This is a genomic window from Pseudomonas sp. SDO5591_S426, from assembly GCF_054070755.1.
This window is the reverse complement of sequence record NZ_JBSVXD010000180.1, coordinates 1-11,820: the sequence shown is the minus strand read 5'-3', so window position 1 is coordinate 11,820 and position 11,820 is coordinate 1. Positions and strand designations below refer to the sequence as shown.

12 protein-coding genes are annotated in these 11,820 nt (G+C 59.6%); 8 read left to right on the top strand and 4 right to left on the bottom strand.

Going from position 1 to position 11,820, the window contains the following annotated elements:
* Positions 1-50 precede the first annotated feature (50 nt).
* Positions 51-1,448: a NorM family multidrug efflux MATE transporter gene (locus ACW9JC_RS24825; RefSeq protein WP_457458261.1), complete on the bottom strand. Its 1,398-nt coding sequence runs from the start codon at positions 1,446-1,448 to the stop codon at positions 51-53.
* A gap of 158 nt (positions 1,449-1,606) precedes the next feature.
* On the opposite strand from ACW9JC_RS24825, the gene ACW9JC_RS24820 reads away from it, so the two are divergent.
* Positions 1,607-2,527 carry a LysR substrate-binding domain-containing protein gene (locus ACW9JC_RS24820; RefSeq protein WP_338583853.1) on the top strand — a complete coding sequence of 307 codons (921 nt, stop codon included), beginning with the start codon at positions 1,607-1,609 and terminating at the stop codon, positions 2,525-2,527.
* Positions 2,528-2,711: 184 nt separating this feature from the next.
* Positions 2,712-4,688: a methyl-accepting chemotaxis protein gene (locus tag ACW9JC_RS24815; protein WP_457458258.1), complete on the top strand. Its 1,977-nt coding sequence runs from the start codon at positions 2,712-2,714 to the stop codon at positions 4,686-4,688.
* Between the two features lie 123 nt (positions 4,689-4,811).
* Here the strand turns inward: ACW9JC_RS24815 and ACW9JC_RS24810 are convergent, their stop codons facing one another.
* Positions 4,812-6,305: a YifB family Mg chelatase-like AAA ATPase gene (locus ACW9JC_RS24810; RefSeq protein ID WP_457458256.1), complete on the bottom strand. Its 1,494-nt coding sequence runs from the start codon at positions 6,303-6,305 to the stop codon at positions 4,812-4,814.
* 377 nt (positions 6,306-6,682) lie between these two features.
* On the opposite strand from ACW9JC_RS24810, the gene ACW9JC_RS24805 reads away from it, so the two are divergent.
* Together ACW9JC_RS24805 and ACW9JC_RS24800 are read left to right on the top strand one after the other, a co-directional pair.
* Positions 6,683-6,961, top strand: a complete 279-nt coding sequence (locus tag ACW9JC_RS24805; RefSeq protein ID WP_448109763.1) for a type II toxin-antitoxin system RelE/ParE family toxin — start codon at positions 6,683-6,685, stop codon at positions 6,959-6,961.
* Between the two features lie 8 nt (positions 6,962-6,969).
* Positions 6,970-7,275 (top strand): HigA family addiction module antitoxin, encoded by a 306-nt coding sequence (locus tag ACW9JC_RS24800; RefSeq protein ID WP_457458253.1) that lies wholly within the window; start codon positions 6,970-6,972, stop codon positions 7,273-7,275.
* A 51-nt stretch (positions 7,276-7,326) separates the two neighbouring features.
* On the opposite strand, the gene ACW9JC_RS24795 is transcribed toward ACW9JC_RS24800, so the two are convergent.
* On the bottom strand, positions 7,327-7,848 hold the full coding sequence (locus ACW9JC_RS24795; protein WP_457458251.1) for a BRO-N domain-containing protein: 522 nt from the start codon (positions 7,846-7,848) through the stop codon (positions 7,327-7,329).
* A 420-nt stretch (positions 7,849-8,268) separates the two neighbouring features.
* Entirely contained in the window at positions 8,269-8,529 is a 261-nt protein-coding gene (locus tag ACW9JC_RS24790; protein WP_338583845.1) for an accessory factor UbiK family protein, read from the bottom strand.
* Positions 8,530-8,949: 420 nt separating this feature from the next.
* Here ACW9JC_RS24790 and glnK point away from each other — a divergent pair, with 420 nt between their 5' ends.
* The 4 genes from glnK (at position 8,950) to sutA (ending at position 11,726) form a co-directional block, all read left to right on the top strand.
* Entirely contained in the window at positions 8,950-9,288 is a 339-nt protein-coding gene (glnK, locus tag ACW9JC_RS24785; protein WP_002555808.1) for a P-II family nitrogen regulator, read from the top strand.
* A gap of 35 nt (positions 9,289-9,323) precedes the next feature.
* Positions 9,324-10,661, top strand: a complete 1,338-nt coding sequence (locus tag ACW9JC_RS24780) for an ammonium transporter (RefSeq protein WP_338583844.1) — start codon at positions 9,324-9,326, stop codon at positions 10,659-10,661.
* Positions 10,662-10,876: 215 nt separating this feature from the next.
* Complete coding sequence (locus tag ACW9JC_RS24775) at positions 10,877-11,302, top strand: secondary thiamine-phosphate synthase enzyme YjbQ (RefSeq protein WP_338583843.1); 426 nt, start codon at positions 10,877-10,879, stop codon at positions 11,300-11,302.
* A gap of 100 nt (positions 11,303-11,402) precedes the next feature.
* Entirely contained in the window at positions 11,403-11,726 is a 324-nt protein-coding gene (sutA, locus tag ACW9JC_RS24770; protein ID WP_416129518.1) for a transcriptional regulator SutA, read from the top strand.
* The last annotated feature ends 94 nt before the right edge of the window (positions 11,727-11,820 follow it).

Sequence of the window (11,820 nt, the reverse complement as noted above, 5' to 3'; positions counted from 1 at the left end):
GGGTTATGCATGCCCATGTAGGAGCTGCCGCAGGCTGCGATCTTTTGATCCTAATCCGGCTGAATCACCCGAAAACTGCCTCGTGCCGAAGGCTCCCGCCGAATCATCCGCTTCATCTTCCACTCAAACGCCAGCGTCAGGCTCACCGCCGAACACGCCAGCCCCAAGGCCAACCCCCACCAGACACCCGTCGGCCCCCAGTTCAAGTGGAACGCCATCCACCACGCGGCCGGTGCGCCGATCAGCCAATAGCAGGCCAGGCCAACCAGGAACGTGGTCTTGGCGTCCTTGAGTCCGCGAATGCAGCCCATGGCGATGGTTTGCGTGCCGTCGAACAACTCGAACCATGCCGCCACCGCCAGCAGGCTCACGGCCAGGTTGATGACTTCGCGGAATGCCGGATCGTTGTGATCGAGGAACAAGCCAATCAATTGATTCGGCAGCAACCAGAACACCATCGCGAAGCACAGCATCGCCACCGCACCGAAGGCGATGCCGACCCGTCCGGCCAGCCGCGCATCCAGCAGTTGCCCAGCGCCGTAATGCTGGCCGATGCGCATGGTGATCGCGTAGGAAATGCCCGCCGGGACCATGAACGCCACCGAGACGATTTGCAGGGCGATCTGGTGCGCCGCCAGTTGTGTACTGCCCATGGTGCCCATGCATAGCGCCGCGAAGGCGAACAGCCCGACTTCCACCGCGTAGGTGCCGCCAATCGGCAGGCCCAGGCGCCACAGTTCTTTCAAGTACTGCCGGTTGAGCCGCAGCAACCCCGCGCGCAGCGGATAGGCGTCGTAAGCCGGGTGCCGGCGAATGTGCCACGCCAGCGCCAGCGCCATGAGGTTGGCCACGATCGCAGTGACCAGGCCGATGCCCATCAAGCCGAGTTTCGGCAGGCCGAACATGCCGGTGATCAACGCGTAATTGAGCAGGAAGTTGGCCACCGTGCCGCCCAGGCTGATGATCATCACTGGCGTCGCACGGCCGATCGCGCTGGTGAAGCCGCGCAAGGCCATGAAGCTCAGGTAGCCGGGCAGGGCGAAGGGCAGGAAGATCAGGAATTGCCCGGCGGCCTGGACGTTGCTTTCCGTCTGGCCGAACAACAGCAGCACCGGTTTGAGGTTCCACAACAACAGCCCGCCACCCAACGCCATCAACCACGCCAGCCACACCCCGGCCTGGGTCAACCGTGCCGCGCCAAGAATATCGCCCGCGCCCTGACGGATCGCCACCAGAGTGCCGACGGCCGCGATCACGCCGATGCAGAAAATCGACACGAATGAATAGGTCGCCGCGCCAAGTCCGCCACCGGCCAGCGCTTCGGGACTCAGGCGCGCCATCATCAAGGTGTCGGTGAGGACCATCAGCATGTGCGCCAACTGCGAGGCAATCAACGGCCCCGACAGCCGCAGGATGGCCCAGAGTTCAATACGTGCTGGATGCTGCATGGTCATCACGCTCGATTTTCAAAGAGAACAGGAAAGCACCGATTCTCGGCGCTCTGGTGCGTTTGCACAAAGGGATAAAAAGGATGGGTGGCATGATTCAAACTCATGCTGGAGAGTTTCTGCTAGGGTGACTCGACCCCGCTATAGGAGCTTTCTGAATGTCACGTCGTCTTCCTCCCTTGTATGCCCTGCGCGCATTCGAAGCGGCGGCGCGACACAGTTCGTTCACCCGCGCCGCCGAAGAACTGTCGATTACCCAAAGTGCGGTCAGTCGGCATATTCGTACGCTCGAGGAGCATTTTGCCTGCCGCTTGTTTCACCGCAGTGGCCGCAACCTGCAACTGACCGAGTCGGCGCGCTTGCTGTTACCGGGCATTCGCGAGGGCTTTACCGCCCTGGAGCGCGCCTGCAATACCTTGCGCGCCGAAGATGACATCCTGCGCATGAAAGCCCCCTCGACCCTGACCATGCGCTGGTTGCTGGCGCGCCTCAGCCGCTTCCGCCATTTGCAGCCGGGCAACGAGGTGCAATTGACCAGCGCCTGGATGGATATCGACTCAGTGGACTTCAACGACGAGCCATTCGACTGTGCGGTGTTGTTGAGCAACGGCCATTTCCCACCGGACTGGGAGGCGAGCTACCTGTTTCCCGAGGAACTGATTCCGGTGGGCGCGCCCAACTTGCGCGACGATCAGCCATGGGACGTCACGCGCCTGGCCAATACCGAACTGCTGCACCCGACCCCGGACCGGCGCGATTGGCGCAACTGGCTGGAGCGCATGGGCCTGGCGGATCAGGTGTCGCTCAAGGGCGGGCAAGTGTTCGATACGCTGGAGCTCGGCATGATCGCTGCGGCGCGGGGCTATGGCGTGTCCATGGGCGATCTGCTGATGGTGGCGGAGGATGTGGCGCAAGGACGCTTGAGCCTGCCATGGCCGACCGCCGTCGCCAGCGGCGAAAAGTATTACCTGGTGTGGCCGAAAACCCGTCCCGGTGGCGAGCGCATGCGTCGGCTCAGCGACTTCCTGCAAGGCGAAGTCCGGGCCATGGAGTTGCCGGATGTCGTGCACCTGAGCTGAATCGATGAAGCCGCTGCAATAGCGGCCTTGCGCCATATCCTGCCACGCCGCTCAAGTATTCCTGTTCGCCGCCGAAAATCTTCACGTAGGACCTTCGTGCAGGTTCGACGCTATCCCCATTATTAGAAATTTGCTGAGTGTGCGTCGCGATCAGGATGATCCGATTGCTCGGCCAGGAGCTGTCATGTCTCAACCTCGTGCCCGGATCGCCTCACAGCTTGGTCTTGCGCTCGCCGTGATACTGGCGATTGTCATTACCGGCAGTACCCTGTTCGCCCTGCGTTCGCTGGACTCGGCCAACCTCGCCACCCGCGAAGAGCATCTGGCGAGTGAAGCCCGGCTGCTGGCCGATCAGCTGAGCACCTTTCACAGCACGTTGCGTGAAAGCACCCAGCGCCTGGCGGGGTTGTTCGAGACGCGCTTCAGCAGTGGGCTGAGCGTGCACGCGGACGAGCCGGTGGTCGTGGCAGGCGTGCAGACGCCGGGGCTGCACCTGGGCAACGTGGTGCTCAACAACAACTTCAAGGAAGTGGACGAATTCAAGCAGATGACCGCGGGTGTGGCCACGGTGTTTGTGCGCAGCGGTGAAGACTTCATTCGAGTCAGCACAAACGTCACCAAACAAGACGGCAGCCGCGCCATCGGTACTGTGCTCGATCACGCGAACCCGGCTTACGCCCGATTGATGGCGGGGCAGAGCTTCGTGGGTCGATCGCTGCTGTTTGAACGCTTCTACATGTCGCAGTACACCCCGGTGCGCGACAGCAGTGGCAAGGTCATTGCGGTGTTGTACGTCGGTTTCGATTACACCGACGCGCAGAAAGCCCAGTTCGAAAACCTCAAGCGCTTCCGCATCGGCCAGACCGGTTCCCTCGCGCTGCTGGATGAGCAGAACAAATGGCTGGTGCCGATTGCTGGCGTAGAGGCGCTGGACCAAGCCGTCCCGGCCATCAACGCGCTGGCGAAAACCCCGGGCAAGGGCGAGTTCTGGAGCGACAAGGTCGAAGATTTCTACAGCATCGCCGTGCCGTTCCAGGACGGGCCGTGGTCGGTGGTGGCGAGCATGCCGAAAACTGAAATCAGCGCCGTGACCTGGAGCGTCGGCATTCAGTTGGCCATCGGCAGCCTGTTGGCGATGTTGCTGGCGGTGGGATCGGCGGTCTGGCTGTTGCGCAGCAAACTCGCGCCACTGGGCGATCTGGTACGTCAGGCTGAAGCCTTGGGCGCCGGTGATTTGAGCGTACGCCTGAGCGTGTCGAGCAACGACGAAATCGGCCAACTGGCCCGCGCGTTCAACCAGATGAGCCAGGCACTGTCGACCATGGTCGAGCACATTCGCAACGCGTCCATGGAGGTCAACAGCCGCGCCCAGGCCTTGTCCGGTTTGTCCGGCGGCGCTTACGAAGGCATGGAGCAGCAGTCGGGCGAAATCACCAGCATGGCCGGTGCCGTGGAAGAGTTCAGCGCCACGTCGTTGAACATCGCCGACAACATGGGCAGCACTCAGCGTCTGGCCCAGGAAAACGCACAGCAAACGCAGATCGGTCGTACCTCGATGGACGAAGCGTCCTCGTCGCTGGAGCAAATCGCCGGTGCGTTGAACAGCACCGCGACGGTGATCAACACCTTGGGCCAGCGTTCCCAGGAAATCGGCGGCATCGTCGGTGTAATTACCTCGATTGCCGAACAGACCAACCTGCTGGCACTCAACGCCGCAATCGAAGCGGCTCGCGCCGGTGAGCAGGGTCGCGGTTTTGCGGTGGTGGCGGACGAAGTGCGTAACCTGGCCTCTCGGACCCGTCAGGCTACGGACGAAATTTCCGTGATGATCCAGAGCATTCAGCAAGAAACCGGCAACGCCATCAGCACCATGGAACAGGGCAATGTGCTGATGCAGGAAGGCTTGTCGCGTAACGCCAACGTGGCGTCGGCACTGGCACGGATCGACGAGCAAAGCCGTTCGGCCGGCCAGCAATTTGCCGCGATCACTACGGCGACCCAGGAACAGAGCAGCACCGCAACGTTGCTCAGCAGCAACCTGCAAAGCATCGCCCTGGCGAACAGCGAGCAGCGCGAAGTGGTTTCCAACCTGGCCGTCACTGCCAAAGAGTTGGAAAAGCTGGCGGCTGATTTGCGGTCCGAGGTCGACCGGTTTCGTTGAGGCGTCTTTGAAGTAGCCATCGTCGGAACGCCGGCCAGAGCAAGCTCCCACACTGGATCTGCGTTCACAAATCCAATGTGGGAGCGAGCTTGCTCGCGATTGGGGGCGACTCTATTTTCGGGTTTACTGCGTAGCCGGCCGATACTGCAACGCTTCAGCCAGATGCTCCCGTGTGATCCCCTCTACCTGCTCCAGATCAGCCAGCGTCCGCGCTACCTTAAGCAACCGATGCGCTGAACGCAGCGAAAGCGTCAACCGTTCACATGCCGATTCCAGCCAATGCTCATCCACTGTGGACAACTTGCAGTGCCGACGTAGCCCCGGTAAATCGAGAAAGGCATTCGCGCAACCCTGACGTTTCTGTTGCCGCTCACGAGCTTCGGCCACCAACGCCGCTGCGCTGGCACTGTCCTCACCTGGCTTCGGCGTCGGATTCAATGCCGTCGCCTCCCGCGCAACCGTCAGGTGCAAATCGATTCGGTCCAGTAACGGCCCCGACAGTTTGTTGCGGTAGCGCTGCACCATGTCAGGCGTGCAAGAACACTTGCCGCTCGGATCACCCAGGTATCCGCACGGGCAAGGATTCATCGCCGCGACCAGCTGAAAACGTGCAGGGAATCGCACTCGGTCTTTGGCCCGGGAGATCACGATTTGACCGGATTCCAGTGGTTCCCGCAGAACCTCCAACACTTTGCGCTCGAACTCCGGTAGCTCATCAAGGAAGAGCACTCCGTGATGGGCGAGCGTGATCTCGCCGGGCTGCGGTCTCGAGCCGCCCCCCACCAATGCCGGCCCGGAAGCAGAGTGATGCGGCTGACGAAATGGCCGTTGCGGCCAATGACTCAGCGGCACGCAACTGGTGACCGATTGAATCGCCGCCACTTCCAGCGCTTCGCATTCGGCAAGCGGAGGCAACAGCCCTGGCAGACGACTCGCCAGCAACGTTTTGCCCGTCCCCGGCGGCCCACTGAACAGCAGGTTATGCGCGCCCGCCGCTGCAATCAGCAATGCGCGTTTGGCGGCTTGCTGGCCCTGCACTTCACTCAGGTCCGGATAAGGTTTGCTGGCATGCATCAAGCCATCGGAAACATAAGGCTCAACCGGTGTGTGCCCATTGAAATGTGCCACGGCTTCCAGCAGATGATCCACCGCAATCACCTTCAAACCCGACGCCAGACACGCCTCCTCGGCATTCGCCCGCGGCACCATCAGCGAACGCCCGGCCTTGCGCGCAGCCAGTGCTGCCGGCAAAACGCCGCGTACCGCCCGAACCGCACCCGACAGCGCCAGCTCACCCAGACATTCCACATCATCGAGCGTCAGCGTCGGCACCTGAACACTGGCGGAAAGAATCCCCAACGCAATCGCCAGATCGAATCGCCCTCCGTCCTTGGGCAAATCCGCCGGCGCCAGATTCAACGTGATCCGCCGCGCCGGAAATTGCAGCCCCGAATTGATGATCGCACTGCGCACCCGATCCTTGCTCTCCTTCACCGCCGCCTCGGGCAGGCCGACCATGGTTAGCGACGGTAAACCGTTGGCCAGATGGACTTCAACGGTAACGGCGGGCGCTTCCACACCCACTTGGGCGCGGCTGTGGACGATGGAGAGGGACATGGTCGTTCCTTGATGTGACGTGGGGGGCCGCTTCCTGCGGGTTTTTGAAGGGTAGTTGCGGGAGGAGATTTTGGTGGCGCGGGTGAGAGGGCAAACTTTCACTGGATGTTGCGGGTATGAAGCAGGGAAGTTCTGAGGAGCAAAAATCTATTCAGGCGATTTTTGCAGGATCGGCTACGGTTCTTCAGGCTTTTAATGCAATGAGAAATGCCGATTGTTTTTGTAGGACGGGGCTGGATTTTGAAGGTCTTCTGAAGGATGCACGTAGCCCGATTCCTAAAGTTTTGAAAGGGAGGCCAATACTCAAAATGCTGCGTTTGCATTTGCGAATTCAGCTAATACACTCAAGTTTAATGCATAACGTTAAGCTTTAAATTATGATCGTTAGCTTTAAGTGTTCTGAGACCGAGTACCTGTTTTGCAACGGTAAGACCCGTTTGTGGTCAGCCATTCTGAGTGTCGCGGAACGGAAGCTGACGATGCTTGATGATGCTGTCGTGCTGAAGGACCTTCGATCTCCGCCGGGCAATCGTCTGGAGGCGTTGGAGGGAAATCGAAAAGGTCAGCACAGCATCCGCATCAACGCTCAATGGCGAATTTGCTTTCTTTGGGGTCTTAACGGACCAGAGAATGTTGAAATCGTCGATTATCACTGAGGTGAGTAATGACTAAGAATGGTATGCGCCCGGTGCATCCTGGCGAAATCCTCAAAGAGGAATACCTAGAGCCTCTGAGCCTTACGGCTGCCGCTCTTGCCAGAGCGTTGAACGTGTCGACACCTACGGTGAACGACATTGTGCTCCAGCGTCGGGGGGTCAGTGCTGATATGGCTCTACGGCTATCTATCTGTTTGGACACGACCCCGGAATTTTGGCTGAACCTGCAATCGACCTACGATTTGCGTAAGGCCGAGATTGAGCGAGGGGACGCGATTCGGGATCAGGTCGAGCGGCTTGCTCACTGTGCCTGATTGTTTTCTGGGATCTATCGAACCCCACGCCAAAAGCGTGGGGTTTTTTATTCAGAATGCGTGAAGCATCTTTGCTGCTCTTTTCCACCAAGGCGCATTGATCGCACGTCTCGCCTTCTGCTGATCAGGCAGCATCTGCGGCACATCCTGTAACCGAATCCACGGCTGGTTATTCCAGTGCAGCAAACTCAAAGACATTTGCGGCCAATTGAGCAGGCTCAGTTGTGGGCGTTCGGTTGTGGTGGGGTGTTGGGCGTCACGCAGGGCGGGGACGACTTCGTGGGTGAGCCACTCGCGCAGGGCTCGGTATTCGGGGCAGTAGTGATAGACGAGGAGGGCGTAGACGCCGGATTCGCTGATTAGCAGGGTGTTTTCGATGTTGCCGTAGACGAACATCCGAGCGGTTTGGTGTTGGTCGGGGTCGAGTTTTCGGAGTTGGCGGTCGTTGAGGTGGATGCGTAGCAAGCGGCCCAGATCGCGGGCGCTGAACCAGGGTTGGTTTTGGATGAGTAGGGCGTTGAGGTGAAGTTTGTGGCGGGTGAAGACGTGAGGAATCAGATAGTTTTCGTCCATCGAGCATTACCCAAATTTCGCTTGGTAGATGACTGCCGCATATCGTCGCCAAACAATAAGGGTGGCAGCTGCGTGCGGGTTGGCGAACCGGCCAAGCGAATACCGGCAGACCCTAAGGTCTCCCACACACAGCCGCCATAATTCGAATCGGGAAGAAATACCTGATATCGAACGAGGTGAGCTGCATTGCTTGGTTCCGAGTCGCCAAACCCAGTGCTGAACATTCAGCAGAAGGTGAGCTTAGGAACCGTGGCTTTGCGGCGCAATCGGACGGCGGATGAGAACTTTGTAGGACGTTGCCGGGATATTTGCGGGCTGTGGGATCAAAAGATCGCAGCCTTCGGCAGCTCCTACTGGTAAAGCGGAAGGTCGTTCCGGCCTTCAATCGCGAGCAGGCTCGCTCCTACAGGGGTTGCGGTGTTATTCGGCTGGAGGGGTGAGCTTCGCTTCCAGTTCAGCCACTTTCGACTCAAGCGCTTCCAGCCGTGCCCGCGTGCGCGCCAACACAACCATCTGGCTATCGAACTCTTCCCGGCTCACCAGATCCAGTTTGCTGAAGCCGCTCTGCAGCAACATTTTGAACTGACTTTCGATTTCAGCTTTCGGCAGCGGAGTGTCGCCGCTGAAAAGGCGGGAGGCGGTGCCGGTGAGGGCGTCGAGGAAGTCTTTGGGCGCGAGCATGGGAAGAGGTCCTGGTAACAATGGCGGGCAGTGTACCACGCAGTGTCTATAGTCATTTTCGCGGGCAAGGGATGCACGCTTTTCGCGCATGCGGACGGACGGCATCGCACCGTTGTTGTGCGTATCGCGTCGGGTGTTGTGCTGATGTTGTCGCCATCTGCAAGCAAAGGCTTGAAAACAGAGGATTTTGTGGAGATGGCAAGCTTTCTGCTTAGACGCTAGTGACCCATGCACTGATGCAGTCGCTGTGACGAATGCAGTGCGCCGAGCGAAACGGGGGAGAGTTTCGCAAGGAGCGGTTAACTGGCGTCGGACGGGCAGGTTAGGGCCGACGATGCGTTACAAAGCCAGGCACTGCGCTTAGACTTGAGACGGGTTTGTTTTCCTGGGGCAAGTCCACCAATTCGGGAGAGAGTTTTCATGAAGCTAGTCACTGCCATCATCAAGCCGTTCAAGTTGGACGACGTGCGCGAGTCGTTGTCCGAGATCGGCGTGCAGGGCATTACCGTTACTGAAGTCAAAGGCTTCGGTCGGCAGAAGGGTCACACCGAGCTGTATCGCGGCGCGGAGTACGTGGTCGATTTCCTGCCAAAGGTGAAGATTGATGTCGCCATTGACGACAAGGATCTCGACCGGGTTATCGAGGCGATAACCAAGGCCGCCAACACCGGCAAGATCGGTGACGGCAAGATCTTCGTGGTCAATCTGGAACAGGCGATTCGCATCCGTACCGGCGAAACCGATACCGACGCAATCTAAGCCGCCACAAACCCAACGCCCCAGGAGAAAACAATATGACTCTGCGTAAATTCGCAGGGCTAGGAGCCCTGTTGTCCATCGTAATGCCCAGCCTTGCTTTGGCGGCAGACGAAGTGGCGGCCCCAGTCCTCAACTCCGGCGATACCGCCTGGATGTTGACCTCGACAGCCCTCGTGCTGTTCATGACCATTCCCGGCCTCGCGCTGTTCTACGGCGGCATGGTTCGGTCGAAAAACATTCTTTCCGTGATGATGCAGTGCTTCGCCATTACCGGTCTGATCAGCATCCTGTGGGTCATTTATGGCTACAGCATTGCGTTCGACACTACCGGCATGGAGCAGGGCGTCGTCAACTTCAACTCGTTCTTCGGCGGCATGGGCAAGGCTTTCCTCGCCGGTGTCACGCCAGCCAGCATTACTGGCCCGGCGGCGCTGTTCCCTGAAGCGGTGTTCATCACCTTCCAGATGACATTCGCCATCATCACCCCGGCGCTGATCGTCGGTGCGTTCGCCGAGCGGATGAAGTTCTCCGCGATGCTGATCTTCATGGGCATCTGGTTCACCCTGGTTTATGCGCCGATTGCGCACATGGTCTGGTCCGGCAACGGCGGCCTGATGTGGGACTGGGGCGTGCTGGACTTCGCCGGTGGCACCGTGGTGCACATCAACGCCGGTGTGGCCGGTCTGATTGCCTGCCTGGTACTGGGCAAGCGCAAAGGCTTCCCGACCACCCCGATGGCACCGCACAACCTCGGTTACACCCTGATGGGCGCGGCCATGCTGTGGATCGGCTGGTTCGGCTTCAACGCCGGTTCCGCCGCAGCCGCCAACGGCACCGCCGGCATGGCGATGCTGGTGACCCAGATCGCAACCGCCGCTGCTGCACTGGGCTGGATGTTCGCCGAGTGGATCACCCACGGTAAGCCAAGCGCACTGGGCATTGCTTCGGGTGTGGTTGCCGGTCTGGTCGCCATCACTCCGGCTGCCGGCACCGTTGGCCCGATGGGCGCACTGGTGATCGGCCTGGCCGCTGGTGTGGTGTGCTTCTTCTGCGCCACCACCCTGAAACGCAAACTCGGCTATGACGATTCCCTCGACGCCTTCGGCGTGCACGGTATCGGCGGTATCCTCGGCGCGATCCTGACCGGTGTGTTCGCTGCACCGTCGCTGGGTGGCTTCGGCACCGTGACCGACATCGCCGCACAAGTGTGGATTCAGTGCAAAGGCGTGGGCTTCACGGTGATCTACACCGCGATCGTCACTTACATCATCCTCAAGGTCCTGGACGCTGTCATGGGCCTGCGGATCACCGAAGAAGAAGAGGCAGTCGGCATCGATCTGGCGCTTCACAACGAACGCGGCTACAACTTGTAAGCACGCGCACGAAAAAATTTGCCCGGCTTGCCGGGCATTTTTTTGTCCGCGATTTATCATTGAAAGGCTGGCTGAAAGGTTTTTTCTTACAGGTTTATGAACGTTTACGACGGGTGTTTTTGTGCCGCCGATGGCTTACAAAACAGAAGGAGTATTAGGGCCTTTGTTTTTTCCCAGAGCGCGCTAGAATGCGCCCCGAACGTGCGGAGAACTGTATGTGGCAACAGACTCTGATAACCCTGCGGGCGAGGCCCCGGGGCTTTCATCTGGTAACGGACGAGTTACTCGCCGGCCTGCCTGAACTCAAGGCGTGTCGGGTTGGTCTGTTGCATTTGTGGCTGCAGCATACCTCGGCGTCGTTGACCATCAACGAGAACGCCGATCCGGCGGTACGTCGCGACTTCGAACGATTTTTCAATCGTCTGATCCCACAAGGAACAGACGGCTATGAGCATAACGACGAAGGCCTGGACGACCTCCCGGCGCACTTCAAGGCCAGCGTACTTGGCTGTCAGCTCAGTTTGCCGATCTCGGCAGGCCGACTGGCGTTAGGGACCTGGCAAGGCATTTACCTGGGCGAGCACCGCGATCATGGCGGTGCCCGTAAAGTCCTCGCCACCGTGCACGGTGAAGGGGCATAGCCGCTGGTCAGCAGCGGCTATTGATTTTTTCCGGCAGCCTTCGACAGAAGGCAAAGCTGGGCTATAACTAATCTGCTTTTCGCAAGTCATGAGGTAGAACATGAGCGACGATGATCTGGAAAACGACGACCTCGAAGTAGGCGACGAAGACGAGGCCGAAGAAGGCCTGGAAGCAGCGGCGGAAGACGTCGCTGAAGACGACGGCGGTGATGCGCCCGTTCCGACCGCCAAAGGCAAGGCCAAGGCAGCGGTATCGGTCGATGAGCTGCCGAGTGTCGAAGCCAAGAACAAGGAACGCGATGCTCTCGCGCGAGCCATGGAAGAGTTTTTGGCCAAGGGCGGCAAGGTGCAGGAAGTGGAGGCCAATGTGGTCGCCGATCCTCCCAAGAAGCCTGACAACAAGTACGGCAGCCGGCCTATCTGAGCCTGCTTCGCGCTTGCTGAAAAAGCCCGCCGTCGCTGCGGGCTAATGAGATGGTCACCCCCACACCCTGCGAGGGCTACGCTTTCGCAGGGTG

Bases quoted from the DNA above. Each gene is read 5' to 3' on its own strand.
- ACW9JC_RS24825 (WP_457458261.1), bottom strand. From the start codon at position 1,448: ATGCAGCATCCAGCACGTATTGAACTCTGGGCCATCCTGCGGCTGTCG.
- ACW9JC_RS24820 (WP_338583853.1), top strand. From the start codon at position 1,607: ATGTCACGTCGTCTTCCTCCCTTGTATGCCCTGCGCGCATTCGAAGCG.
- ACW9JC_RS24815 (WP_457458258.1), top strand. From the start codon at position 2,712: ATGTCTCAACCTCGTGCCCGGATCGCCTCACAGCTTGGTCTTGCGCTC.
- ACW9JC_RS24810 (WP_457458256.1), bottom strand. From the start codon at position 6,305: ATGTCCCTCTCCATCGTCCACAGCCGCGCCCAAGTGGGTGTGGAAGCG.
- ACW9JC_RS24805 (WP_448109763.1), top strand. From the start codon at position 6,683: ATGATCGTTAGCTTTAAGTGTTCTGAGACCGAGTACCTGTTTTGCAAC.
- ACW9JC_RS24800 (WP_457458253.1), top strand. From the start codon at position 6,970: ATGACTAAGAATGGTATGCGCCCGGTGCATCCTGGCGAAATCCTCAAA.
- ACW9JC_RS24795 (WP_457458251.1), bottom strand. From the start codon at position 7,848: ATGGACGAAAACTATCTGATTCCTCACGTCTTCACCCGCCACAAACTT.
- ACW9JC_RS24790 (WP_338583845.1), bottom strand. From the start codon at position 8,529: ATGCTCGCGCCCAAAGACTTCCTCGACGCCCTCACCGGCACCGCCTCC.
- glnK (WP_002555808.1), top strand. From the start codon at position 8,950: ATGAAGCTAGTCACTGCCATCATCAAGCCGTTCAAGTTGGACGACGTG.
- ACW9JC_RS24780 (WP_338583844.1), top strand. From the start codon at position 9,324: ATGACTCTGCGTAAATTCGCAGGGCTAGGAGCCCTGTTGTCCATCGTA.
- ACW9JC_RS24775 (WP_338583843.1), top strand. From the start codon at position 10,877: ATGTGGCAACAGACTCTGATAACCCTGCGGGCGAGGCCCCGGGGCTTT.
- sutA (WP_416129518.1), top strand. From the start codon at position 11,403: ATGAGCGACGATGATCTGGAAAACGACGACCTCGAAGTAGGCGACGAA.